This window comes from Acinetobacter sp. ANC_7503, assembly GCF_056780035.1.
Genome location: NZ_JBWYJA010000005.1, coordinates 149,679 through 174,513, shown reverse-complemented (window position 1 = coordinate 174,513; position 24,835 = coordinate 149,679). Strand labels below are relative to the sequence as shown.

At 38.7% G+C, this 24,835-nt stretch carries 24 protein-coding genes; 6 read left to right on the top strand and 18 right to left on the bottom strand.

Annotation, left to right across the window (positions count from 1 at the left end):
• From AC1M9M_RS08030 to AC1M9M_RS08000, 7 genes are all read right to left on the bottom strand, one after another.
• Nucleotides 1-1,889, bottom strand: a 1,889-nt coding sequence (locus tag AC1M9M_RS08030) for a GA-like domain-containing protein (protein ID WP_481596073.1), incomplete at its 3' end; no start/stop codon positions are given.
• A gap of 653 nt (nt 1,890-2,542) precedes the next feature.
• A complete protein-coding gene (lysM, locus tag AC1M9M_RS08025; protein WP_481590517.1) occupies nt 2,543-3,016 on the bottom strand; it encodes a peptidoglycan-binding protein LysM in 474 nt (157 codons plus the stop codon).
• Between the two features lie 197 nt (nt 3,017-3,213).
• Nucleotides 3,214-3,450: an acyl carrier protein gene (acpP, locus tag AC1M9M_RS08020; RefSeq protein ID WP_035269198.1), complete on the bottom strand. Its 237-nt coding sequence runs from the start codon at nt 3,448-3,450 to the stop codon at nt 3,214-3,216.
• An 84-nt stretch (nt 3,451-3,534) separates the two neighbouring features.
• Complete coding sequence (gene fabG / locus AC1M9M_RS08015) at nt 3,535-4,269, bottom strand: 3-oxoacyl-ACP reductase FabG (protein ID WP_481589204.1); 735 nt, start codon at nt 4,267-4,269, stop codon at nt 3,535-3,537.
• Nucleotides 4,266-5,252 carry an ACP S-malonyltransferase gene (gene fabD, locus AC1M9M_RS08010; protein ID WP_180028322.1) on the bottom strand — a complete coding sequence of 329 codons (987 nt, stop codon included), beginning with the start codon at nt 5,250-5,252 and terminating at the stop codon, nt 4,266-4,268. The genes fabG and fabD overlap by 4 nt, the downstream gene beginning before the upstream one ends.
• Before the next feature lie 214 nt (nt 5,253-5,466).
• Nucleotides 5,467-5,652: a 50S ribosomal protein L32 gene (gene rpmF, locus AC1M9M_RS08005; RefSeq protein ID WP_035269206.1), complete on the bottom strand. Its 186-nt coding sequence runs from the start codon at nt 5,650-5,652 to the stop codon at nt 5,467-5,469.
• A 77-nt stretch (nt 5,653-5,729) separates the two neighbouring features.
• Entirely contained in the window at nt 5,730-6,287 is a 558-nt protein-coding gene (locus AC1M9M_RS08000; RefSeq protein ID WP_179999015.1) for a YceD family protein, read from the bottom strand.
• Nucleotides 6,288-6,384: 97 nt separating this feature from the next.
• On the opposite strand from AC1M9M_RS08000, the gene AC1M9M_RS07995 reads away from it, so the two are divergent.
• On the top strand, nt 6,385-7,047 hold the full coding sequence (locus AC1M9M_RS07995) for an elongation factor P hydroxylase (protein ID WP_481596072.1): 663 nt from the start codon (nt 6,385-6,387) through the stop codon (nt 7,045-7,047).
• Between the two features lie 81 nt (nt 7,048-7,128).
• The gene (locus tag AC1M9M_RS07990) at nt 7,129-7,746 is read left to right on the top strand and encodes an L-threonylcarbamoyladenylate synthase (protein WP_035269212.1); all 618 of its coding nucleotides are present in this window, start codon (nt 7,129-7,131) and stop codon (nt 7,744-7,746) included.
• A gap of 32 nt (nt 7,747-7,778) precedes the next feature.
• Here AC1M9M_RS07990 and AC1M9M_RS07985 read toward each other — a convergent pair whose 3' ends face one another.
• Together AC1M9M_RS07985 and AC1M9M_RS07980 are read right to left on the bottom strand one after the other, a co-directional pair.
• The gene (locus tag AC1M9M_RS07985) at nt 7,779-8,171 is read right to left on the bottom strand and encodes a GNAT family N-acetyltransferase (RefSeq protein ID WP_481596071.1); all 393 of its coding nucleotides are present in this window, start codon (nt 8,169-8,171) and stop codon (nt 7,779-7,781) included.
• On the bottom strand, nt 8,152-8,511 hold the full coding sequence (locus tag AC1M9M_RS07980) for a hypothetical protein (protein WP_481596070.1): 360 nt from the start codon (nt 8,509-8,511) through the stop codon (nt 8,152-8,154). Before AC1M9M_RS07980 ends, AC1M9M_RS07985 begins: the two co-directional genes overlap by 20 nt.
• Nucleotides 8,512-8,792: 281 nt before the next feature.
• Between AC1M9M_RS07980 and AC1M9M_RS07975 the strand changes: the two genes are divergently transcribed.
• The 3 genes from AC1M9M_RS07975 to rluB are packed head-to-tail and all read left to right on the top strand — an operon-like array spanning nt 8,793 to nt 11,337.
• Nucleotides 8,793-9,584, top strand: a complete 792-nt coding sequence (locus AC1M9M_RS07975; protein WP_035269217.1) for a segregation and condensation protein A — start codon at nt 8,793-8,795, stop codon at nt 9,582-9,584.
• Entirely contained in the window at nt 9,581-10,171 is a 591-nt protein-coding gene (scpB, locus tag AC1M9M_RS07970; protein ID WP_035269219.1) for an SMC-Scp complex subunit ScpB, read from the top strand. Before AC1M9M_RS07975 ends, scpB begins: the two co-directional genes overlap by 4 nt.
• 41 nt (nt 10,172-10,212) lie before the next feature.
• A complete protein-coding gene (rluB, locus tag AC1M9M_RS07965) occupies nt 10,213-11,337 on the top strand; it encodes a 23S rRNA pseudouridine(2605) synthase RluB (RefSeq protein WP_481589208.1) in 1,125 nt (374 codons plus the stop codon).
• A 48-nt stretch (nt 11,338-11,385) separates the two neighbouring features.
• Here the strand turns inward: rluB and bioD are convergent, their stop codons facing one another.
• The 6 genes from bioD to ftn all read right to left on the bottom strand — a co-directional run bounded on the left by bioD (nt 11,386) and on the right by ftn (nt 16,688).
• On the bottom strand, nt 11,386-12,030 hold the full coding sequence (gene bioD / locus AC1M9M_RS07960) for a dethiobiotin synthase (RefSeq protein ID WP_481589209.1): 645 nt from the start codon (nt 12,028-12,030) through the stop codon (nt 11,386-11,388).
• Nucleotides 12,027-12,818: a malonyl-ACP O-methyltransferase BioC gene (gene bioC / locus AC1M9M_RS07955; RefSeq protein WP_481596069.1), complete on the bottom strand. Its 792-nt coding sequence runs from the start codon at nt 12,816-12,818 to the stop codon at nt 12,027-12,029. Before bioC ends, bioD begins: the two co-directional genes overlap by 4 nt.
• Nucleotides 12,815-13,972: an 8-amino-7-oxononanoate synthase gene (locus AC1M9M_RS07950; RefSeq protein WP_481587226.1), complete on the bottom strand. Its 1,158-nt coding sequence runs from the start codon at nt 13,970-13,972 to the stop codon at nt 12,815-12,817. Before AC1M9M_RS07950 ends, bioC begins: the two co-directional genes overlap by 4 nt.
• Nucleotides 13,969-15,252, bottom strand: a complete 1,284-nt coding sequence (gene bioA, locus AC1M9M_RS07945; protein ID WP_092767456.1) for an adenosylmethionine--8-amino-7-oxononanoate transaminase — start codon at nt 15,250-15,252, stop codon at nt 13,969-13,971. The genes AC1M9M_RS07950 and bioA overlap by 4 nt, the downstream gene beginning before the upstream one ends.
• Nucleotides 15,253-15,334: 82 nt before the next feature.
• On the bottom strand, nt 15,335-16,060 hold the full coding sequence (locus tag AC1M9M_RS07940; RefSeq protein WP_212771600.1) for an alpha/beta hydrolase family protein: 726 nt from the start codon (nt 16,058-16,060) through the stop codon (nt 15,335-15,337).
• Between the two features lie 163 nt (nt 16,061-16,223).
• On the bottom strand, nt 16,224-16,688 hold the full coding sequence (gene ftn / locus AC1M9M_RS07935) for a heteropolymeric bacterioferritin subunit Ftn (RefSeq protein ID WP_481587223.1): 465 nt from the start codon (nt 16,686-16,688) through the stop codon (nt 16,224-16,226).
• A gap of 321 nt (nt 16,689-17,009) precedes the next feature.
• Between ftn and AC1M9M_RS07930 the strand changes: the two genes are divergently transcribed.
• Nucleotides 17,010-18,074 (top strand): SDR family oxidoreductase, encoded by a 1,065-nt coding sequence (locus AC1M9M_RS07930; RefSeq protein WP_481596081.1) that lies wholly within the window; start codon nt 17,010-17,012, stop codon nt 18,072-18,074.
• A 61-nt stretch (nt 18,075-18,135) separates the two neighbouring features.
• On the opposite strand, the gene ligA is transcribed toward AC1M9M_RS07930, so the two are convergent.
• The 3 genes from ligA to smc form a co-directional block, all read right to left on the bottom strand.
• Nucleotides 18,136-20,181, bottom strand: coding sequence for an NAD-dependent DNA ligase LigA (gene ligA / locus AC1M9M_RS07925; protein WP_481596068.1), 2,046 nt, complete (start codon nt 20,179-20,181; stop codon nt 18,136-18,138).
• Nucleotides 20,182-20,277: 96 nt separating this feature from the next.
• Nucleotides 20,278-21,381, bottom strand: a complete 1,104-nt coding sequence (locus tag AC1M9M_RS07920; RefSeq protein WP_481596067.1) for a cell division protein ZipA C-terminal FtsZ-binding domain-containing protein — start codon at nt 21,379-21,381, stop codon at nt 20,278-20,280.
• Between the two features lies 1 nt (nt 21,382).
• Nucleotides 21,383-24,835 (bottom strand): chromosome segregation protein SMC, encoded by a 3,453-nt coding sequence (gene smc / locus AC1M9M_RS07915; RefSeq protein WP_481596066.1) that lies wholly within the window; start codon nt 24,833-24,835, stop codon nt 21,383-21,385.

The following is a 24,835-nucleotide window of genomic DNA, read 5'->3' as shown; positions in this document are numbered from 1 at the left end:
TCTTTGTCTGCTCCTTCTGGAAGTGCATCAACTTTCGCTTGTGCATCTTCTTTAGCAGTAAGCGCATCATCACGTGCTTGAGTCAGCTCAGCAAGTTCTGTTGGCGTGATTAAACCATCTGCTTCTGCATCTGCTAGTGCTTGCTCTGCCTCAGCATATGCTGCTTCAGCCGCCTCTACTGCCTCTGTCGCTTCTTCAAGTGTAATATCTTCGCCGTCTGGTACGCCATCACCATCTGCATCATTGACTTCAGGTAAGTCAATATTTACAAGAGCATCTAGACGATCTTGTAAACCATCTTTAATCGCTCCATTTGGCAATACATTTACCTTATCTTGAGCAACTTCTTTTGCATCAAGTGCAGCCTGTACTTTCTGTTCAAGAATACTGAGTTCAAGCGGGTTAATTAAGCCATCTTTTTGAGCCAAAGCTAAATTATTAAGAGCTTCAGCATATTTAGCTTCAGCTTCTTCTACAGCTGACTGCGCTTCCTGAATCGCTTCTGGTAAGCCATCTACAATGCCATCACCATCTGCGTCATTTACTTCAGGCAAACTTATGTCAGTCAGATCATCTAATCGATTTTGAAAGGCATCTTTCTGCTCCTGAACAGATTCAGGTAGAGCATTTACTTTACTTTGAGCAGTTGACTTAGCAATTTGTGCCTGCTCTAAAGCATTCTGTAAAGCATTAAGCTCTGTTGGATTAATTAATCCATCACGATTTGCAACAGTTAAAGCATTTTCAGCAGCTGCATACTTTGCTTCAGCCTCCGCAACAGCCAACTCTGCTTCAATGAGTGCTTCAGCGATATCATCTACGATACCATCATCATTTTCATCATTAATTTCAGGTAGGATGATATCCACTAAATCTTCAAGACGTTCCTGCAAAGCATCTTTTTGAGATTGAACTGATCCTGGTAATAAATTTGTTTTAGTTTCTGCTAAGGCTTTGGCACTCTCGAAAGCCTCTTTAGCTTGATCTAATTCCGCTCTTTCAGCAGGTGTAATCAGGCCGTTTTCATTCTTCTCTAAAATTAAATCTTTTAATGCTTCGTACGCTTGTTCAGCATTGGCTACAGCTTCTTCAGCATCTAGTAAAGCTTGCTCGAGATCATCTGGTACACCATCACCATTTTGATCATTAATTGCTGGCAACTCTTCATCAACCAAATCATCTAGTCGATCTTGTAAATCAGATTTTGCCTCGCCATCTACCAAGTTATCGACTTTATCTTGAGCAGCATCTTTAGCATCCTTCGCATCTTGTAATGCTTCCTCTAATTCAGCTTTTTCCTCGGGAGTAATTAACCCATCATTTAATTTATCTTCAATCAAATCTTTAAGATCTTGATAAGCTTTCTCTGCATCATTAACGAGCTGTTTTGCTTCTTCTAATTCATCGTTAATTGGTGGTTCTGGTTCCGGCGATACAGAATTAGATTTTTTATCAGAATCACTCATATTATCTGCAATAGCAACTACTCCAGCAGCTAATCCCCCTGCAATTAACCATGGAGTTAACCCTGTCAAAGCTGTACTTGAGTTTCCAGCGATAAGTGCTGAAATATCATCAATTGGATAATATTTAATAGTCGAAGCTATTTCATTGGCAGCATCTGTGAACTCAACCCAATAAAGCTGACCATTGTCATTAAATAAAATATTATGACTATTTAAGGGATCGTCAAAATAACTTTCTACAACTAATTGTTCGCCATTTTTAAAATTAATAACTAAAGAATTTCCTTCTTTCTGAAAATTTAAGACCTCTTCGATTGATGCATCAATTTTCACAATTGAGTTCTGGTTTAATACGATTTTATTAGCAGTAGTCTTTTCTAAAACCGCCCCATCGTTTTTTGATAGTATTTCTAAATTTTTCATGACGTCACCCAGTATTATTAAGATATTCTTTAACCCTCTATTTTTTTATCAGATTGAGAATCAATGTAAACGTCATAAAAAGTCAGTTGAAAATCAACAAAAATTCATAGTTAAAAAAAAAATTTTACACCCCATTCGAGATTCTTAAAGCAATGTTTTTATTGAAAATATTAATTTTTGAAAAAAATCACTATTTATAAATTAATTGTGAAAAAAATATCAATATTTATCTTTTTATATAAATTAGACACAAAATTTTTAAATATTGCAAAAAAATACCAGAAACAAAATTACACTATTAATTAATTAAAGTTACATAATAAAACCCAATGAAACAATATTTTATCTCTTGAAACAAATTAAATTTTATTTATTTTCAAACACTTATTTTTACTAATTTATTTTTCCTATATAAAACATAAGGTTGGAATTAATAGTTTATTTCAATTTTTTTATTCTTATTACTTCGAAATAACTTAAAAAATGGCCAAAAACACCATTGCAATGTGGAAGTTAAAATATATTTATAGAAATTTTCCAGCCGTTAAAATATTGTTTTATATTGATAATTTAAAAATCAGTTTTAAGTTATTAAGTTACTTTAAAATCAAAAACCGAGATTTAAATCTCGGTCTTTTAGATTCATTGATATTTTAGTTTGGAATTCTTAGAACCTGTCCCGGGAAAATATCATCGGCATTTTTAAGTAATGGTCGGTTTGCTTCAAAAATTTTGTTGTACTGATTTGCATCACCATAAAACTCTTTAGAAATTTTTGAAAGATTATCCCCTGATTTTACTGTATAGAATTTACTTTCAGGCTCTGGAGATGAAACAGTAAGTTGGTCATCGACTTGAGCAACATGATCAATATTTCCCACAGCCAAGATGATCTTTTCACGATCTGCTTGAGTTTGCACTTGTCCTTTTACAGTCGCTAAATCACTGCTTGCATTATAAGTCACAGACAGTCCTGTTACTGGTAAGCCAAGTGATTTAATATGCCCCAATAATTTATTCGCAACTTCTTGAGCAGATGGCTCTGCTGGCGTTGCTGGTGTAGCTTGTTGCTCAGCTGGTGCGGTATTCTTTTTCCCAATACCTTTCACAAAATCAAAAAGACCCATTGTTATTCTCCTATTGTTATTTCAGTTTGGTGATCAAATAATTTAGATCCCTTAATTTTTATACAGAAGAACTATACCTAACGCCGTTATCTTTCTTAAACTTAAGGTAACTTAATGTAATATTGCAATTTAATCCTTAATAAAAAAAAGCCACCATAAAGGTAGCTTTTAAGTTCGAAAAGAACTGAATCTGATGATTAAGCTAATTTCTTAGTTACATAATCGATAGCAGATTGAACAGTTGTAATTTCGTTAGAGTCTTCATCAGGAATAGTAATGTCGAAATCATTTTCGAAAGACATTACAAGCTCAACTAGATCTAGAGAGTCAGCACCTAAGTCATCCATGAAAGATGCTTCGTTTTTAATCTCTTCAGCTTTTAAGCCAAGTTGTTCAGCTACTGCTTGTTTGATACGTTGTTCGATATCGCTCACAGGAATTCTCCTCATTGCTTGTGGCGGCGTATAATGCCTATAGTTTAATTGAATCTTGATATATTTGAAAGTTTATACATCGCATTACGCCATGTATAAACCGCCATTCACGTGTAATACCGTACCAGTAATGTAACTTGCTTTATCAGAAGCAAGGAAACTTACTGCATTTGCGATATCTTGAGGCTGACCAAAACGGTTCAATGCCACTTGATCACTCATTTTTTTCTGAATTTCATCACTTAACTGTTCAGTCATCTCAGTTGCAATAAATCCAGGCGCGATACTATTGACAGTAATTTGACGACTGCCCATTTCTTTAGCCAAACTCCGGCTAAAAGCTTCAATCCCAGCCTTCGCAGCTGAATAATTTGCTTGACCTGGATTTGCAAAATGCGCAACGACAGAACTAATATTGATAATTCGTCCAAATCTCGCTTTCGTCATACCTTTCAATACACGTTTAGAGAGACGGAACACTGCTTTAAGATGAATATTTTGGATATCATCCCAATCATCTTCAGACATACGAAGCAGTAGATTATCTTTTGTGATACCTGCATTATTCACAAGAACAAGTACAGGACCAAAACTTTGTTCAATATCTGTAATGAGTGCATCAATTGCAGCTCCATCACGAACATCGAGTACTTTTCCTGCACCATGTTCAGCAAATTGTGTAGATAATTTTTCAGCACCAGAATCAGATGTAGCCGTACCTACAACAAAAAAGCCATCTTCGATCAGCTGTTGTGCAATCGCAGCACCAATACCACGGCTTGCACCTGTCACTAACGCGACTTTACGTTCCTGCGTCATGCAATTTTCCCTTCTGCAACTAATACAGTATTTAAAGCATCTTCTAAACGAGATTTAGTATCTAAAGGCAATGCTTTTTCAACATGTGCTAGACGTTTTGCTAAATTTGTTAATACATTCCCAGGACCACATTCAACAACATAGCTCACATCTTGATCAGCCAATACTTGAAGTGTTTTAGTCCATTGGACAGACTGATAAAGTTGTGATGTCAACGCTGTACGCAATTCATCAACACTGTCAGCCACTTGTGCATTGACATTTTGAATCACTGGAATGCGAGGTAATTGAATATCAACATCTGCTAAAGCTTTGGCAAACTCTGCTGCCGCTGGCTTCATTAATGAACAATGTGATGGTACTGATACTGGTAACGCAATTGCTTTTGCACCTTGCTCTTTTACCAAAGCCATTAACGCTTCAACTCGTGCAGTATCACCTGCCACCACAACTTGACCCTGTGCATTATAGTTTGCAGCCTCCACCGAACCCTCACCTTGAGCGGTGACTTGAGCACACAGTTCTACAACCTTAGCATCATCAAGACCAAGAATCGCAGCCATAGCACCTTGACCCTGAGGGACAGCATCTTGCATCAACTTACCGCGTAAGTTCACCAATTTAACTGCATCTTTTAAGCTTAAAGATTCTGCAGCAACCAATGCACTGTATTCACCCAGTGAATGTCCCGCTAAATATTTAGGAACGACACCACCAAGCTCTAACCATACACGCCATAAAGCAATGCTTGCTGTGAGCAGTACTGGTTGTGTAAATTCAGTTTGGTTTAACCCTTCACCACTTTGCGCAATGTGCCATAAATCAAAGCCGAGTGCTTCAGAAGCTTCAGCAAACGTTTCTTGCACACTACTAAACTGTTCTGCAAGCTCCGCTAACATTCCTGCTTTTTGAGAACCCTGTCCAGGAAAAACAAATGCAGTTTTGGTCGCAAGAACGGCTTGCTCGAGGCGTTTAGCAGACATATAAAAATCCTTTATTCAGAGCTTTGACTATTCAATTTTGATTCATTTCGATCATCTTGAACATCAAACTCAAGTCTTAACTGATTTGATGGAGCGAAATTTATCATTAAAAAAAAGCTTTGGTAATTGCCAAATACAACAAAAAATAGAAATAAAAAAAGGGAGCTTACGCTCCCATTTTTTCTACTAAGCTTGACGCTTAATACATCACCAATTATTCAGCATCAGCTGCTTTAGCGAATAATTGACGACCACGGTAGACACCATCTTTAGTTACGTGGTGACGACGGTGAGTTTCACCAGTCGTTTGGTCTACTGTTAATGCATTCTCGGTTAAAGCGTCATGTGAACGGCGCATGTCACGGCGAGAGCGACTTTTACGGTTTTGCTGAACGGCCATGATGGCTCCTTACAAAGATCGAAAAAATGGATCAGAACAAATTCGATTGTCTTATACCTAAGAGTATAACACAAAAATTAGTTAAGTTTACCCTTCAAAGCTGCCAAAACACCAAACGGATTATCTCGTTTTTCTTCAACAACTTCTTCTTGGGCAGGTTGATGCTTATGCTCACAAGACTCATGTCTTGGTGACAAAGGAATCAACAATAACAATTCATCTTCTATGAGAGAAAGTAAATCAGCGGTTGCAGGTGCATCAAATGAACCTTTTGTCGTTGCTTCACTCTCACCTAAGACGATGAAATCAGCATCCTCATCCAAGCGCTCTATCAGTGACTCATCATCGACTAAAGCCAGATGAAAGTCCAATTCGAGAGGTAATTCAACAGTATCCAAACAACGTTGGCATTCCATTGGAACCTTCGTTTCAACACTACCATCAAGCCAAACGATACGATGATACGCATCCATTGATAGCTTACAGTCTATATTGATCAATTGATTATCAATTGACCCAACAGCTTCACGGGATATACGAACAAAGCGCGACAATGGCAGTGTACCTGACCATGTGAAGCCCTGTTCAGCCCATTTAAACGGCTCAATCTGTGCCGGAAAGGTATTTGCTGACATAATTAAGGCGGCAATTCTACAAATTCATAAGTACTCTGTCAAAGATTAAGATACAATTTTGCACTTATTCAGACAGATCATTTAGGTTAATCAAGTCATGCATCAGTTGCAGCCGCAATCTGAAGTCACAACTTCATTACAGTTACACTATCCTTCGACCTCAAATTTGACCGATCACTTAGACCGCGTGCAACTCGCACCTTGGGTAAATCTGCAAACAGAAGCTCAACAGGTAGACTGGCTTATCTTACACTTTAATCATTGGTTTTCCCACTTAAATGTCACATTAGTCAAAGGCGACTTTGAACCTGAATACTTCCCTGCCTCAGACCAACAACCCGCTCGCATCCAATTCGCACATGGATTTTTCAATAGTGCTTTACATGAAATAAGTCATTGGACAATCGCAGGAGATCATCGTCGCACTCTTCCTGATCTTGGCTACTGGTATGCACCAGATGGTCGAACCGCTGAACAACAAGCCCTATTTGAACAAGTCGAAATTAAACCTCAAGCAATTGAATGGATGTTTGCCACAGCCTTTGGTCTAAAATTCCGCGTTTCTCTGGACAATTTAACGGGTGAAGGTGGTGATGGACAGTCTTTTAAAGACAATGTTTATGCTCAAGTACAACGTTATTTTTCAGGTGAAGCTCAGCTTCCTCGAGATGCTCAACACTTTATTCAGTGCATCTGTAAGTGTCTCAGAAGTGGCAAAACATTACATTTGGATGAATTTTCTCGTGCATCGCTAGATTAAGTCTAGTAAATATATATTCATGACATTGAAGTGAATGTCCATGCACGCAATAATACGAAAAAATAATCAGGAGAAAATAAAATGCTTCATTTAAGAGTACATCCTGACAATCCACAATCTCGACTTATTACTCAAGCAGTAGAAAGAATACGTGCAGGCGATGTCGTGGTTTATCCAACAGATGCGGCCTATGCCATCGGATGCCAAATTGGTAATAAGCAAGCAATGGAACGAATTGCTCAAATCCGTGATCTTGGTGCTAAGCATCAATATGCGATCTTATGTGCGGATCTCTCAGATATTGCAACGTATGCAAAAGTGGATAATGCAACTTATCGTCTGCTTAAAAATAATACACCTGCGATTACCACCTTTATTTTGCAAGCGACAAGTGAAGTCCCTCGTCGCTTGATGCACCCCAAAAAGAAAACCATTGGTTTACGTGTACCGAGCAACCCAGTCTGTCAAATGCTTCTTAAAGAGCTGGGGGAACCTTTACTCACCAGCACCCTGATTCTTCCAGGTCAAACTGAGCCTTTGGATGATCCATATGAAATAGAACAACAATTAAGTAAAAGAATTGATGTTTTTATTGATAGTGGACTTGGTACATTAACCACAACAAGTATTGTTGATCTCTCAGGAAGTCAACCTGAAATTATCCGCCGTGGCGTGGGTGATGTGAGTGCTTTTGAGTAAAATGCCTCACCATTCATCTCGCTTTATTTAATTTACGCTGATTTTTCGTTATAAAATGCTTGGAGGGTCTTTATTTGTTGACCCTCTTGCGTAAAGTTGCTTGGTTCAAGCCAAGCTAAATAACTTTCTTTTAAAGTCAGCCACTCTTCATCCAACATTGAAAACCAAAGCGTGTTTCGGTTTCTTCCCTTGACCACTTTATGTTGTCTAAACATTCCTTCATATTGAAAACCGAATCGTAGTGCGGCTTTTTTGGAAGCTAAGTTCAACTCATGACACTTCCACTCTATACGCCTAAATCCTAAAGTAAAACACTCATTCAACAGTAAAAATAATACATCTGTAGCAGCTCTAGACCGTTTTAAATCTGCTGAGAAGTATACATTCCCAATTTCAACCACTCCATCATCCAACCCGATATTCATCAATGCGATCCACCCCCACTGGTTTGTTCGCTATGCGAATAACATAATAAATATTCCCTTGTGTACCAAATTGCGATGAGAGTTTATATGACAAGTCTTCAATCGAAGTTGGCGCTTCGTAAGGCAAATAGGTAAAGCTTGAAATAAACTCGTCTGTAATCTTAATTGGGAATAGATTTCTCGCAAGCTCTTCAATATTTTCAATTAAATTTAAAGGATATAAATTTACATACGTTCCACTCAACGCTTTGAATGAGTCTATAGGGTGAGTATTTGAGTGAACTTTTATACCTACACTTTGTTCATATACATTTTGTTCTACTTTTTGAAAATTATTCATACTCTTTTACTTCTCGTCGAATACACGCTAACAATGAATACCAGTTTACATTTATCAGTTAAAACACTAAATACATCTATATAACCTTAAAAAATACTACCTATTTATTTCAAATTTTTTATCGTAAAACTGCGGATAAAGATATATTCAGCACTCGATTTAATTTAGAATACCCATATTGTTTTTATGCTATTCGAATCACTGTCCTTTTACTGATTTCGATATGTGATCTCCTGAATCGCCCAACATGCTTTTGAAAATTCGCGTGGCTAATAATTGTAATGACTCAAGCTATCCATAATCCCATGGACGCACTTCCACACATCCGTGTTTTAGATGAGTGGCAAGATACGATTCCTGAAGATTTATATATACCGCCTGCAGCATTCGAAATTCTATTAGAACATTTCGAAGGACCACTCGACTTTTTAATTTACCTCATCCAAAAAAACGGTTTCGATCTACTTCAGCTCGATATAGCTCCGATTGCAACGCAATATTTGTCATATATTGACAGTATGAAGTCACTCAATATTGAGTTGACCGCAGATTATATGGTGATGGCGGCTTTATTAGCAGATTTAAAATCACGCTTACTGCTGCCTAAACCTAAATCAATTCAAATTGAAAAAGATCCAAAACAAGAATTAATAGATCGTTTAGAGACATATTTAAGGATCAAGCAAGCTGCTGAGCGTCTCGGTCAAATGCCTATTTTGGACCGTGATACTTTTCTACCCAACGTTAGCCTTGGACAAATTAATACAGTAAATGAAGGTTATGAAGCCTCTCTTCTGCGCGATGCTATGTTTTGTATTTTTAATCGCCCAGAGCCTGTTACACACCAGATTACTCAAGAACCTGTTTTGCTTGAAGAACGTATTGCCTATATTGAACAGATGACAAAATCAGGTGAGGTTTTGAAATTTGATCAACTTTTAAAACCAAGTCAAGGTCGTATGGGGTTAGTGGTGACGTTTATGGCAATATTAGAGCTAACACGTCAGCAAAAAGTTCAAATTATTGCATCAGGTATTGAAGCCCCGCTGGCAATTCAAGGGGTAATGATATGACCATTGATCAATCAAACTCCTTTCAAGTTGATGAGTTACACCACGAAGTGCTCATGCAGCTCGAAGCTATTATTTTTGCCAGTGAAGCGCCTGTTTCTATTGCACGCTTAAAAGAGGCATTTCAAAACCAATTTTCCAAACAACAACTGCGCGCCTATTTACAACAGCTTGCAGTGTTACAACACGGTCGTTCAATTGAGCTGACTGAAACAGCTCAAGGTTTTCGCTTTCAAGTTCGTGCTAAGTATCGACAAGTGATTGCACAAACTTGGCCAGAACGTCCAACTAAATTATCACCATCATTGTTAGAAACTCTAGCAGTGATTGCTTATCATCAGCCCGTTACCCGAGCCGATATTGAGCAAATTCGAGGAGTCACGAATAACAGTCAGCAACTCAGAACGTTATTCGATTGGAACTGGATTAAAGAGTCCGGTTTCCGGGAACTTCCAGGAAGACCCGCGTTGTTGGTTACAACGCCACAATTTTTAAATGCTTTTGGTTTAAGTGATTTAAATCAACTGCCTCCCCTACAGGATGCCAAGGAAGCTTTTATGGCATTGGATGCTCACGCACCCAAGTCGTAAATAGGTGAACTGTTGATGATTATTTCTAAGGTTATGCTGTTATGAGTGAAAAATTGCAAAAGGTATTGGCACGTGTAGGTTTGGGTTCTCGCCGCTATATGGAAGAAGTCATTGCTGCCGGTCGTGTTAGTGTCAACGGTCAAGTTGCTCAAGTAGGTGAACGTATCGAACCAACCGATGAGCTTCGTATCGATGGTCGTAAAGTACAGTTCCAAATTGAAGATGAAATTCGTCGTCGTGTATTGATTTACTACAAACCTGAAGGTGAAATCTGTTCACGTAACGACCCTGAAAATCGCCCAACTGTATTTGATCAATTACCATCAATTCCGGGTGATCGTTGGGTCATGGTTGGTCGTTTAGATATCAACTCAACAGGATTATTACTTTTCACAAACGATGGCGAGCTTGCAAACCGCTTAATGCATCCATCTAGTGAAATTGAACGCGAATATGCTGTACGTGTGATGGGTGAAGTGACCCCTCAACTGAAAAAGAACATGACAGATGGTGTCATGCTCGATGATGGTCCAGCAAAATTTGAGTCATTCTCTGAAATTGGTGGTGAAGGGATTAACCGTTGGTATCAAGTGGTTGTAAAAGAAGGACGTAACCGTGAAGTACGCCGTATCTTTGAATCACAAGGTCTAAAAGTCAGCCGTCTATTACGTACACGTTATGGTACAGTCATTCTGCCACGTGAATTACGTACAGGTCGTTGGATTGAACTTGATAAAAATGATATTGATAACTTAACTAAGTCTGTTGAACTCAAACCACGTCAAGGTACTGGTCTTTTCGGTATGGCGAAACGCCGCAATGAACGTATGCAAGAGAAACCACTTGCAGCACGTCGTGGTGGTTATTTACGCCAACAACGCCGTGACGAAGGCGAGCATCAAGAACCACGCCGTGACTTCCGTCAAGGTGGTGCTGATCAAAGCCGCAGCGATAATCGATTTAACAATCGCGCACCGCGTCAAGAAGGCTTTGAGAATCGATTCAACAATCGTGCCCCTCGCACTGAAAATCAGGATTTCCGCAATAAGCGTCCTGAAAACAAAGGTGAAGTAAACGGCAATTCTGTTGATTACAAACCACGTAATGAAAATAAATTTGGTCAACGCAAACCTTTTGGTATTAACAAAGGCTTTAAGAAGTTCTAATTTTTTAAATCCCTAAAAAAAACCGCTCAATAGAGCGGTTTTTTTCATTTATTCAATAACAGGAATATCAATCCATTTAGCAGATGGAAAATGTTGCGATAAATACTTTTTTAAGTAGGCAGATGTATCACGTGAAATAAGCTCATCGTCAGATTCAGCATTCAAATTATATGCTAGAGCATATAACTCAAGCCCACGATGCTTCAGTGCCTCTAAGCTCAACAAAGTATGGTTGATGCTTCCCAAACGCCCCGAACTCACCAAAATTATGGGATATTTTTTATCCACTAAATAATCAATGGTTAAATATTGTGTTGTTAGAGGGACCATCAAGCCACCCGCCCCTTCAAGCAAAACAACTTCATATGAAGAGGACAACTGTTGAGTCGCTTGTTCAATTTTAGCGAAATCAATACTTCGCCCATCTATACGTGTCGCTAAGTGAGGCGATGCAGGATAACTGAAAATTTCAGGCATAGTGAGTTTTTGAGTATCTTCCTCTAACCAACCACATCCCATAATTTCACGATGTTTTTCAATATCTTCAGAAACATCCACATTACCCGTTTGAATTAATTTCTGAGTAATGACATTCCGCCCTTGTTCACGCCAAATTTTTGCCAAATAACCAGTGACGTATGTTTTTCCAATTCCAGTATCAATACCGCTCACAAAGTAGATTTGAGCACTCATGACTTACTCCGTGCGATAAAAAATATAGGGTGATACGTTAAAGGATATACAAGATTCTCTTGCTCATCAGTCGCAATAAATTGTCGGTAACCTAGATAAAACTGATTCAAACTTTCCTTCGTCCAACGAAACCCCTGTGAGGTTGCCGTCACACCTGTGGCCTGTAAATGTTTTAGGACCAATTTTGGGTGCGCGAAGTGTAATTGAGCCAATTGTTGTTCACAGTGCATCACTTCAAATCCGTTCTGCTCTAGTAAGCTTTTAATTTGGCTTTGATCAAAATATTTTAATCCTTGTCCAGTTAAGGATTTAATTTCTTTTAAGTTCTGAGGCCCATAAGTTGAAAAGCAAAAATAACCATTGGGCTTTAAAGCCGAATAAATTTTCTGTATCAATCTTTCAAACTCAGACATCCACTGTAATGCAGAGCTTGAGGCACATAAATCAAGGTCTTTGGGTAACTCAATTTTTTCGACATCACCAATACGCCACTCGACAGGCTGATGATGACTGATGGTATGCTCAACATCAGCATATAAATCATTCAAAATAACTTGATCCATTTTAAAATGATGAAACATCTCTTGAGTTAGATTTCCAGTTCCACATCCAATTTCAAATACTTTAGCAAGCTCAGAAGATGAAACATAAAGACGCATCAGCTCGCTTAAATGCTTCGCTACATTTTGTTGAATACGTGCCTGATCTGCATAAGTCCAATGCGATTTTGCAAATCGAGTAGCAATCATTTCTTTTTGAATAAATTTGTTCAACATAGAGTCATTCATAATTGTTCTTTCAACCGCTCCAATTCATCTTGATTCAGCTGAGAATTCATACAAATTCTCAAGCGTGAACTTCCTTGTGGAACCGTTGGTGGCCGAACCGGCAAAATATAAAAACCAGATTGTTGTAATTGTTGTGCGCGCTCAAGTGCACGCTGAGAATCACCTAAAATTAAAGGAATAATCTGCGAGCTTGAAGGACATTCGTAACCTTGCTCAAGAATATATTGACGCAGTTGCAGACTCAAATCACTTAAATGAGCACGTTGCTCCTGCATTTTTTTCATTTTATTCCAAATAAAATGCGTCCAAGCCATGTTGATGGGTGGTTGTGCGGTACTAAAAATCAAAGAGCGCATTTTGTTGATTAAATAATCTTTTAAGATTGGATGACACACAATGTATCCACCAACAGATGCGAGTGCTTTCCCAAATGTTCCGACCAAGAAATCGATATCATCTATGACAGCATATTGTTCAGCGCAACCGAGTCCTTGCTTCCCCCGAACACCAATAGCATGTGCTTCATCTACATATAACATGATTTTACTGAACTGATATTTCAGACTCACCAACGCAGTTAAATCAGTTTCATCACCATCCATACTAAAAATTGATTCAGTTACCACAATGATTCTTTGATACAAGGGATCATCATGATATTGCTCGATCAATTGCTTTAAATGAAGCAGATCATTATGTCGATAACGTATCAGCTTCGCTTTACTTAAGCGAATCCCATCAATCATGCTGGCGTGAATCAATTTATCCGAAAGAATTAAAGTTTGACTATCAGCAATCGCAGGCAGAATACCAATATTCATGTGATAGCCACTGTTGAATAACAGAACTGCCCTTTGATTGAATGATTGACTCATGTCATATTCAAATTGCTCATATTCAGGATAATTTCCTGTGAGTAACCTTGAAGATGAAGAGCTCATTCTTTTTGAATCTGCTGAACAGTAATCAAAAAATGCTTCTCTTATTTGTAGATCTGACGCAATCCCTAAATAATCATTACTCGAAAGATTCAACATTCTCTGTTGCTGAAACTCAACCCATTTTCCATACTGAACGATGGATTTAAACTGCCGAAAATTTCCAGTTTGTTTTAATGAGTCTAACTGCTCTGCGTAGTGATCCAACAGATTCATCTCATTTCCTCTGCAAGCTCCATCACAACACTCACCAACTGCGTTAGTAATTCAGTGAGTTCGACATCTGAAATCACAAAAGGCGGCATGACATAAACTAATTTTCCAAAAGGACGAATCCACACGCCTCGTTCTACGAAACGCTGTTGCAGCGTTTTCATATCAACATTTTGTTTAAGTTCAACAACACCGATAGCACCGAGCACACGAACATCTTGAATATGCGCTTGATCATCTAATCTATGTAAATAATGTTTTAGAATTTGCTCTATTCTTTGAATATTGGACTGCCAATCTTGTGACAATAAAAGCTCAGTACTCTTTAAGGCGACAGCACAAGCCAAGGGATTCGCCATAAATGTAGGTCCATGCATAAATACGCCAGCTTCACCAGAGCTGATCACTTCAGCGACATGTCGTGTGGTCAGTGTTGCAGATAAAGTCATATACCCACCGGTCAGCGCCTTACCAATACACATGATGTCTGGTTCAACTTGAGCGTGTTCCCAAGCAAATAATTTACCTGTTCGTCCAAACCCCGTGGCAATTTCATCAAATATCATTAACACCTGATATTGATCGCATAGCCTCTTGGCTTCGCGTAAATATTCAGGATGATAGAAACGCATGCCTCCAGCACCTTGCACAATCGGCTCAATAATCATGGCAGCGATAGTGGCATGATGGTTTTTTAAAGTTTCTGCCAATACAAGAATATCTGCTGGATTCCAATCTTCATCAAATCGAGTCTGCGGTGCAGGAACAAAACAACGAGAAGGTAAACTAGAACCAAAGACCTGATGCATCCCAGTGACTGGATCACATACTGACATTGCATTCCATGTATCACCATGGTAACCAGAACGCGTCGTGATAAAACTGGTTTTATCTTTCTTATTTTGTGCGGTCCAATATTGAACTGCCATCTTTAGTGCGACTTCAACAGCGACAGAACCTGAGTCCGCATAGAATATTTTATCTAATTGAGGTGGTGTAATTTTTAATAATGCCTTCCCTAATTCAATCGCAGGATCATGAGTAAGCCCACCAAACATAATGTGTGACATGTGCTGCAATTGATCCGACACAGCTTGATTAAGTTGAGGATGGTTATATCCGTGAATGGCACACCACCAAGATGACATACCATCAATGAGTTGACGGCCATCTTCAAGTTCAATCATCACCCCTGTAGCCTTTTTTACTTTATATGTCGGCAGTGGGTTTAACATCGAAGTATAAGGGTGCCATAAGTGTGCTAAATCGAATTCGTCAACCATCCTGGAAGAATTTCCTTATTAATCTAGACAGAGCATAACGCGAATTATTTTTGTTATGAATTGCCTGATTAGACAATATTCATCAGGATTTCTCATTCTTTCTTAGATATTGAACGATTTTGTCACTTAGTTGTGTAGCTCTAAAAATTGAAAAGCAGTGAGAGCCTGGGATAATTTCGAATTTAAAAAACTTTGCATCTATCTTTCGGATATTATCTAGAACTTTGTTACTAACTAATCCATCATCATCAGCAAATACATGTAATTGTTTTCCGACATAATTTTTCAATATCTCGACAGTATTAAGATGATATAGTAAATCCAAGCCCTGCTTTTTTAAATCTAGCTCTTCACTCGTAATTGAATTTTGCAAAGATTGCCAATCTTGTTTAGCAGTTTGGCTGCCCTGTGAGACCAGATAACAAAATCGCTTTAAAGTGGTCATGGGGTCATTTTCAAAAGACTCTCTAAAACTTTGAAAAGTAGAAAGCGGCATACCTGTAGACCAGCGTTCATTGGCAACGAAGCAAGGATTCGATGCTAAAGTAATTAACGTTTTTGCCTGACCTGAAAGCTCGAAAACCTTTTGGGTGAGCAATGTTGCTAATTGCCCGCCTAAAGACCACCCTATAATGACATCGACTTTTTTAGCTAACTCAACATGTTTAGATAATTCAACAGGGTCGAGTGCATTAAAGATATTAATCAGATCGATTTGAAATCCTGCCATATCCAAAGCAGTTTTTAAGTTTTCGAGTGGTTTTGTTCCGAGTCCCCAACCGGTAATTAATAAGATTTTACTCATGATTGCCAATCCTTAGCTGATCGTTTTCGGTCAGTATATAAAGCCAAGCACAATAACTCATTGAGCAAATCATTCAATTTCACTTTGATTTTTAGATAATTATTAAAAATGATTCAATTCAGACAAAACTCAGGTATAAAAAAACCCAGCCTTGCTGGGTTTTAACTTACATTTGAGACTGAATATAGTTTTGTAAACCGATCAGTTCAATTAAGCGAAGCTGTTTTTCTAACCAATAGGTATGATCTTCTTCGGTATCCGACATTTGTTGACGCAACATATCACGTGTCACGTAATCGCCTTTTTCCTCGCAAAGCTTTACACCTTGCGCTAATTTTTCACGCACTTCGTACTCAAGCTTTAAATCTGCTTTTAAACATGAAACGACGTCTTCACCTACTTCAATATCATCACGATTCATATTCGGTGTGCCTTCTAGGAATAAGACACGGCGAATAATAGCATCAGCATGTTGTGCTTCTTCTTGCATTTCATGATCGATACGCTCAAAAATCTTAGTGAGACCCCAATCTTCATACATACGTGAATGAATGAGATATTGATCACGAGCAGCCAGTTCACCACCGATCAACATATTTAAGTAATCTACGACTTCTGGATTGCCACGCATTTCAATCACTCCATTCTTTAATAGCAACATTATGAACAATCAGAGCTTATTTTGCAAAAAATATAATGTGTAAGTTTATGATTTTTATATAATTAAAATGAGAAACATACGCATTTGCAGTTTGAATCACTTATTTTTTACTTAAAAAATAACCCCTTGCATACAGTTAAAAAAATTCGAGAGCAGTTTTAAACAAATTTTAGCTCTATTTAATTTTGTAACCAATCGAAGTGACTCTCATTACATTTGAGTTGATGTTGAAAATGATCAAGGACAAATCCTTTTTTTAATTTTAGAATGAATCTATTTGACCATCAGGCAATAACAATGATGACGACTACTGCCCCGATTTTGGTGACAGGTGCAACTGGCTATATTGCTGGTTGGGTAATTAAACAATTATTAGAACAAGGATACACCGTTCACGCCACTGTACGAGACTTAACTAAAAGTTCAAGTTTTCAACATTTAGAACAAATCGCATCTCAAACTTCAGGCGCTTTAAAGTTATTTCAAGCAAATCTCTTAGAAGAAGGTTCGTTTGATGAAGCAATGAAAGACTGTGAAATTGTGATCCATATGGCGTCACCTTTTTTAGTGACTAACTTTAAAGATCCAATCACAGACTTGATTGACCCTGCACTAAAAGGTACGACCAATGTACTGAACAGTGTCAATCATACAGATACAGTAAAACGTGTCGTTGTCACATCTAGTATTGCTTCAACTTATGGCGATGCAGTGGATATTTTGAAAACTGAGCAGAACCAGTTTGAAGAAAGCCATTGGAATACCACCAGTAGTGCCGAACACCAACCTTATTTTTACTCTAAAGTCGCAGCAGAACGCAAAGCATGGGATATGCAAAAGGCACAATCTCGATGGAATTTAGTGTGTATCAATCCCTCATTGGTTGTTGGACCATCACTCACACCTTCTACACAATCTGGAAGTGTTGAAGTCATTCAACAATTTGGAAATGGCATGACATTATTTGGTGTTCCTCCAATGTGGAATGGTTTAGTCGATGTTCGAGATGTCGCTCATGCGCATATCCAAGCAGCACTTCACCCTAAAGCACATGGACGATATATTATTAATGCTAAAACGATGACCCTACTCGAAATGGGTAAAACATTACGACAACATTATGGTGGACGCTATCCTTTCCCACGAATGATTGCTCCCAAGTTTTTATTCAAATTACTCGCTCCTCTGTTTGGCTATACGCGAAAATTCGTTGACTTGAATGTGGGTTACCCCATTTACTTCAATGCTGAGCGTAGTAAGCAAGAATTAGGCATGCAATATCGTGACGTTGAGACAAGTATCGTAGAACATTTTCAACAGCTACTTGACGATGGCATTATCAAAAAACGTGGTTAATATCTAATTACTCGAGAAAAAAGGGCATCTATTGATGCCCTTTGTTATGTGCAAGATACACTTAAGACTCAGGTTCAGTGAGCTGACCATGCTGGATCATAAATGCAATAAACTCAGCTTCATTCATCACCGGAATACCTAATTTTTCTGCTTTTTCAAGTTTGGAACCTGCCTTTTCACCAGCAACCAAGCATTTCGTTTTACTGGATACACTACCACTCACACGTGCACCTAATGCCTGTAAGAGTTGAGTCGCTTCATCTCGCCCCATACTGCTTAAAGTACCAGTCACCACCCAGCTCTCACCATTTAAAGGTTGTCGAGTCGGTGCTATCGGTGCATCCCAATGAATTCCAGCCTCAATTAATCGATTTAATACTTCAATATTATGTTCAGCTTTGAAAAAGTCTAATATCCATTCTGCAGTAATATCACCTACATCAGGGGTTTTCTTTAATGCTTCTAAATCAGCAGATTTCAGCGCATCTAAAGTCTGGAAGGTATTGGCTAACATTCGAGCCGTAGTCTCGCCTACTCCTCGAATGCCTAGTGCGTAAATAAATGCCGCTAATGTTGTTTTTTTACTACTTTCTATTGAGTCTATGAGATTTTGTACAGATTTCTCGCCCATTTTTTCAATAGTCAGCAGCTTTTCACGATGCTCGTGCAAGTGGTAAATGTCTGCAACATCTTTGAGGAGTTCAAGATGTAATAAAGACTCAACCCAACGATCACCCAAACCTTCGATGTCCATTGCTTTACGTGATACAAAATGACGGATCGCCTCTATACGCTGTGCCGCACAATAAAGCCCCCCTGAACATCGTGCTAAAGCTTCGCCTTCGGGCATCACAACTGGAGAAGCACATACAGGACATTGTTCTGGCAATTGAATTTCAGTGGTTTCTAGAGGTCGAAATTCTGGCCAAACCTTTTCAACTTTAGGAATAACATCTCCGCTACGATAGACACTCACCGTATCTCCAACGCGCACGTCCAAGCGATGTATTTCACCAATATTATGTAAAGTCACGTTTGATACTGTGACTCCGCCAACCGATACAGGATTTAATCGCGCTACAGGCGTTAAAGTACCTGTACGCCCTACCTGCCAATCAATATTTTCAACTGTGGTTAGCGCAGCCACTGCAGGGAACTTATATGCTGTTGCCCATCGAGGTTCACGACTTAAAAAGCCTAATTGTTGTTGTTGCTTCAAATCATTGACTTTGATCACCATCCCGTCAATTTCAACTGACAGGTTTGGACGCTCCTGATTTACAGATTCATAAGCCGCTTGAACCTCTTCAATACTGTCACAAACAAAATGTTTTTCCCCAACAGCAAAGCCCAACTGTTCAAGCCAATTTAAGCTCTCTGACATCGTGCTCAGACCATGATGTGGCATGCATTGCGCAATTCCATAAGCATAGAATGCAAGTGGTCGTGATGCTGCTATGGTCGGATCAAGTTGACGCAAACTCCCTGCTGCCGCATTTCTTGGGTTAGCAAAAGTTTTCTCACCTTTGGCCTCATTTTCAGCATTTAACTTTACAAATCCAGCTTTAGGCATTAGTACTTCGCCACGAACTTCTAACAACGCTGGTGGTACACCTTGAGACATCATGAGTACTTTAGGCAAATTACGAATTGTTTTTACATTTTGGGTTATGACTTCTCCTGTTTCACCATCCCCACGTGTAACCGCTCGAATCAACAAACCATGTTCATACCATAGCGAGATCGCAAGCCCATCAAATTTAAGTTCGACGTCGTATTGGATTTTCTGGTTAGGTAAACGCTCTTCAATTCTGCGTGCAAAGGCAAAAAGTTCATCCTGATTAAACACATTACCTAAGGACAGCATTGGCACTGTATGTGTAATATTTTCAAACTTAGATAAAGGTTTATCACCGACTTTATTGGTCGGTGTATCCGTCTGTACTAAATCAGGATATTGTTCTTCTAAGTTTTTTAGTTGATAAAACAATTGATCATATTCACTGTCTTCAATTGTCGGCTGATCCATCACATAATAAGCATGGTTATGCCGAGCCAGTAATTGAATGAGTTGGCGCATTTGCGCAACGACAGCGTTCTGATCCATATTTTCACCATATAAAAGGGCGGAAAATTCCGCCCAATAATTTCAACCTAAACAGTATAAATGACTTTACACAAATTCAGTAAGTCACCTAGGTGATTAAACAGCTTGACCTGATCTATAGTCGATCGCTTTATGGCGCCAGTGTTCTTTTAACTGCGGTGTAAATTCAAGATTATTTTCATCATAGACGGTACCATCTGTTTCACGTGCAATAAGCCCTGCAATACTCACCATACTGTCATAGCCTTTTTGAACATTATGATGCGGTAATGCTAAGAAGAATGCTAAACCTTGGACTTGTTCACCAGATAATGTTTCTAAATCAAAACCTGCAGGACCCTGATCTGTGATTCTGAGTACGGAAAACAGCAATGGGCTGACTGCATCAGGAGTTTCATAACGATGGAAACAGTTCATTTCGCCAAAGCGCAATCCATATTTCATTAACACTTTCAAAGCTTTATCACCAGAAAGTGCTTTTCGAGGGTTCGGATACATATTCAAACTAATAATGTATTCGGCATTTGCTAAAGCACTTTCATCATCAAAACGTTGCTGTTCATGTAAATGCACATCCAAAATGCTGCTTTCTTCTTCAAATTCTTTGATTTCAGCAGTTTGAATATTCGGATTTAATACAAAACTTGGCTCAACTTTTTTCCAGTCTTCAATTGTAGTTTCTACGATTGAATCTTTGGAAATAAGATCTGCACTTTGAGTGTCTGTTACACCATCAATCGACTGAGCTTTACTCTCGACTGTTTCTGTATTTTTTTCTAGTGGGTCAGTCTCAGTGCTGTCCGAGTTTTTACTGGAGTCGAGCAGAGATTTACTTTCTTTCTCTGCAAGGTCTACCGAAGTATTCAGTTGCACTGTATCTACCACTTCTACAGTTTTTTGAATATTTTCAGGCGTCTTTGTAGCATGCTGATCAGCTGTTTGATCCACTCGAGCCACATCACTCGCTTCAATGTCTTTCAAACTTGGTTCTACACGCTCAGAAGAAGCCAATGGTGCGGCTTGCGCCTGTAAAAGACTACGAACATGACGAGGAATGACGGGTTGATTACATTGTTCATTTATATGTAATTCAGCATCTAATGACGGTGCTGCATCACTCGGCTTGCGCAGGATCATAAACAACCCTATGCAACAGATCACGATTGCGATCACAATTCCGATAATGGTACTGATTTCCATATTAAGACTCCGCAGCTAAACCGTATTCTTTCGCTTCTTCTAGATCAACAGTGACTAACTTCGATGTTCCTGGCTCAGGCATTGTTACACCAAGTAAGTCAGTAGCCATCGTCATCGCAACTTTATTGTGTGTAATGTAAATGAATTGGACATGTTCAGAAAGCTCTTTTACTAAATTACAAAAACGTCCAACATTTGCATCATCTAACGGTGCATCAACCTCATCCAATACACAAAATGGTGCTGGATTCAGTCGAAATATAGCAAAAACTAATGCTAGTGCTGTTAGTGCTTTTTCACCGCCTGATAACAATGCTAAAGAACTATTTCGCTTTCCTGGTGGTCGAGCCATTAGCTTTACACCAGATTGCCAATCATCTTCTAAACTTAAACTTGCTTCACCACCATTAAACACCTTTGGGAATAAGTTTTGCAATTCCGTATTTACTTGATCAAAGGTAGTCATGAATAGCTTTTTAGTTTCTTGATCAATGCTTTTCATCGCATCTTTTAATTGTGCGACTGTTTTTTCAAGATCTTCAATTTGATGGCTCAAATCTTCATAGCGCTTTGATACTTCTTCATACTCTTCTGAAGCTGCTAAGTTCACAGCGCCTATTTTGTCAAACTGACGCTGTGCTTGCTCTAACTGCTGTTGGTGCTGAGTCAGATCGATTGGCACATTTTCTAATAATTCAGCATTAAGCTCTTTTAATTGTTCAGCATAATGTTGTAAATCAGATTTAGCCACTTGCCATGCTAAACGCTTCTCTTCTAACTGGGTTCTAAAGTGCTCATCACTTTGCTGATGATTTAATCGTAGCTCCGTCAATTTTTGTTGCTTAGACTGTATTTCATTAAGTTCGACTTGCCATGAGGACCAAGTCTTTTGTAACTTTTCAGTCTGCTGCTTTTGAACCTCATATTGGCTTTGCAAAGTGGGTAATTCTAATTGAATCGGATCCACGAAATTTTTAGCTTGTGTAATTTGAGTGATGATCTGCTGATATTGCGTTTTTAGAAAACTTGCATCTTTTTCCAACAGCTCAATTTGTTGCTGATTTTGCGTATGAGTACGGCGGTTTGTTTCTAACTCTTGTTGTTTTTTGTAGACTAAGTCCTGAAGATGCTCAACCTGATCATTCAATTCTTCAACTTGAAACTCTAAGGTTTTGTAGTGTGGAAGATTGTGTTCAATTTTAAGCATCAATGCATGTAAATCGATTTCCAAATCATCTTTTTGCATCGCATCTTCTTCAAGCTGCGCATCAAGTTGAGCAATTTGTGACTCGATGTGTAGATTTTGCGACTCGAAAGCCTGCTGAGCCATTTGCTGTTTTGCAATCTTCACTTCAACTTGGTGAGCAAGGGCTTGATGATTTTTTAACGCTTTTTGCAACTCCGTACATTCACTATTTTTTTGTTCAAGCTTTAATTGCATCTCAGCGAGTTCGAGCGTCATTGACTCATGCGCTTTCACCATTTGTGTCAACTCTGAATCAATTTCATCTAATCGAATTCGGTGGCTAAGTGCTCCTTGAGCATCTTGACTCGACTCATCAAAGTACAGACCAATCATCCAGTCAGGACCAATATGATAGCCATCCAAACTTAAAATAGACTCACCTTGTTTTAATTGAGGCTGTAATTGAAGCGCCTGCTCAAAATCTTGAGCTATCGCAACGTTTAACCATAATGAGTTTTGGGGGAAATCAATCCAGCTCGCTAATGTGGGTAAACCAAGTACAGTCCCAGATACATCTTGCTGCATAACTTTTAATTGACGGGCAGATTCGGTCTGAAATAAATCTTCACTCTTTAACGTATTCGCATGCAGCCACTTTGACAGAAATTTTTCGACCAATGCTGCAAACGGTTTCGCCTGATCTTTTAGCTTCAAAATTTGCATTAAAGGGTCATTGCTCTTCGATGCATGTCGACTGACTTTCACCACAAGCTGTTGTAATTGTTTTTGTTCAGATTTCAAAATCTGGATGTGTGAATTCAAATCTGTGCATTTACTTTTTTGCTCAGTCAATGAGATTTGATCACGTTTCAATTGAGTTTCTAATTGCTCAATTCTTTCTTCTAGACGAACGATTTCAATCTGTACATCATGTTTTTCATGCAGGAGATTGTCAATATCATCCTGTTCATACTGTGCTTGATTTTGAGATTTTTGTTCGACCAAAGTTTGCTTTTGCTGCTCAATTCGAAGCACATTTTTAGCCAATTGATCACTCTGCGCCAACATTTGTGCACGTTGCTGTTGTTGCTTTTCAACCAATGCTTTTATTTCAGAAAATGATTTTTGCGCTTCAAGTTGCTTTGCCTTCAGCTCATTGAATTGTTGTAAATCAAGCTGTGCATTTGATTCAGTATCACTCAATGTTGTTGCTTGATGTTCTTGCTGGAGGATCAAATCTTCCAACTGAATATCAATCAGTTGCATCCGCTCTTTGGTTTGTATTTTTTGCTCTTCAAGCTGCTTTAAAGTTAAAGTATTTTGAGCAAACAATTGCTGTTTTTGATCCAAATTGGCTTGTAATTCAGCCAGCTTTTTTTCAGCTTGTTGCCATTCTTGCTGAAGTGGTGTGGATTGTTGCATTAATCGCTGAAATAACTCATTTGTTGCTGTTAAATCATGCTCAACAGTGGTGAGTTCAGAACGAACAAGCTTAAATTGCTCACCCAATTCAGTCATTTCAGTTGTATATTCTTGTTGAATTCGTTCACTTTGATGGCATTGAAATGAAAGTATCTCAACTTTCAAAGTTCGAATTTCAGTCTCTAAGGCTTTATATTGAAGTGCAGCTTCTGCTTGACGCTTTAGTGTCTTTAATTGGGATTTTAATTCAACAGCAATGTCATTTAGACGACTTAAATTTTGATGAGTATGTTCTAAATGTTGCATCGTCTCACGACGACGTGCTTGATAACGTGATACTCCAGCAGCTTCTTCGATATAAACGCGCATTTCATCTGGTTTTGCATCGACCAAACGGTTAATCATGCCTTGTTCAATAATCGCATACGAACGAGGACCTAAGCCTGTTCCTAAAAAAATATCTGTAATATCACGGCGGCGGCATTTTGTACCATTAAGAAAATATTCAGATTTACCCTCGCGATTGACTTGGCGACGTACCGCCAACTCACTATAAGCGTTATATGCTCCACCTAGTTTTCCATAGGTGTTTTCGAAGCGTAATTCTACACTCGCCATTCCCACTGGTTTACGTTTTGCTGTCCCAGTAAAAATGACATCCTGCATACTTCCACCACGTAACTGGCGTGCGCTTGACTCTCCCATCACCCATCGGATTGCATCGATGACGTTGGATTTACCACAACCATTTGGTCCCACGACTGCGGTACGGTTGGCTTTAAATTGTAAGGTGCTGCTATCCGCAAAAGATTTAAAGCCAGAGAGTTTTAAGCTGCTTAATCGCAT

What these genes read in the sequence shown, in the direction of transcription:
- rpmF (WP_035269206.1), bottom strand. Translation starts at nt 5,652, where the DNA reads ATGGCCGTTCAGCAAAACCGTAAAAGTCGCTCTCGCCGTGACATGCGC.
- AC1M9M_RS07975 (WP_035269217.1), top strand. Translation starts at nt 8,793, where the DNA reads ATGACTCAAGCTATCCATAATCCCATGGACGCACTTCCACACATCCGT.
- bioC (WP_481596069.1), bottom strand. Translation starts at nt 12,818, where the DNA reads ATGAATGACTCTATGTTGAACAAATTTATTCAAAAAGAAATGATTGCT.
- AC1M9M_RS08000 (WP_179999015.1), bottom strand. Translation starts at nt 6,287, where the DNA reads ATGTCAGCAAATACCTTTCCGGCACAGATTGAGCCGTTTAAATGGGCT.
- ftn (WP_481587223.1), bottom strand. Translation starts at nt 16,688, where the DNA reads ATGCGTGGCAATCCAGAAGTCGTAGATTACTTAAATATGTTGATCGGT.
- bioA (WP_092767456.1), bottom strand. Translation starts at nt 15,252, where the DNA reads ATGGTTGACGAATTCGATTTAGCACACTTATGGCACCCTTATACTTCG.
- fabD (WP_180028322.1), bottom strand. Translation starts at nt 5,252, where the DNA reads ATGTCTGCTAAACGCCTCGAGCAAGCCGTTCTTGCGACCAAAACTGCA.
- AC1M9M_RS07920 (WP_481596067.1), bottom strand. Translation starts at nt 21,381, where the DNA reads ATGGAAATCAGTACCATTATCGGAATTGTGATCGCAATCGTGATCTGT.
- AC1M9M_RS07950 (WP_481587226.1), bottom strand. Translation starts at nt 13,972, where the DNA reads ATGAATCTGTTGGATCACTACGCAGAGCAGTTAGACTCATTAAAACAA.
- bioD (WP_481589209.1), bottom strand. Translation starts at nt 12,030, where the DNA reads ATGAGTGCTCAAATCTACTTTGTGAGCGGTATTGATACTGGAATTGGA.
- scpB (WP_035269219.1), top strand. Translation starts at nt 9,581, where the DNA reads ATGACCATTGATCAATCAAACTCCTTTCAAGTTGATGAGTTACACCAC.
- lysM (WP_481590517.1), bottom strand. Translation starts at nt 3,016, where the DNA reads ATGGGTCTTTTTGATTTTGTGAAAGGTATTGGGAAAAAGAATACCGCA.
- AC1M9M_RS07980 (WP_481596070.1), bottom strand. Translation starts at nt 8,511, where the DNA reads ATGAATAATTTTCAAAAAGTAGAACAAAATGTATATGAACAAAGTGTA.
- AC1M9M_RS07985 (WP_481596071.1), bottom strand. Translation starts at nt 8,171, where the DNA reads ATGAATATCGGGTTGGATGATGGAGTGGTTGAAATTGGGAATGTATAC.
- fabG (WP_481589204.1), bottom strand. Translation starts at nt 4,269, where the DNA reads ATGACGCAGGAACGTAAAGTCGCGTTAGTGACAGGTGCAAGCCGTGGT.
- AC1M9M_RS07995 (WP_481596072.1), top strand. Translation starts at nt 6,385, where the DNA reads ATGCATCAGTTGCAGCCGCAATCTGAAGTCACAACTTCATTACAGTTA.
- ligA (WP_481596068.1), bottom strand. Translation starts at nt 20,181, where the DNA reads ATGGATCAGAACGCTGTCGTTGCGCAAATGCGCCAACTCATTCAATTA.
- smc (WP_481596066.1), bottom strand. Translation starts at nt 24,835, where the DNA reads ATGCGATTAAGCAGCTTAAAACTCTCTGGCTTTAAATCTTTTGCGGAT.
- AC1M9M_RS07990 (WP_035269212.1), top strand. Translation starts at nt 7,129, where the DNA reads ATGCTTCATTTAAGAGTACATCCTGACAATCCACAATCTCGACTTATT.
- rluB (WP_481589208.1), top strand. Translation starts at nt 10,213, where the DNA reads ATGAGTGAAAAATTGCAAAAGGTATTGGCACGTGTAGGTTTGGGTTCT.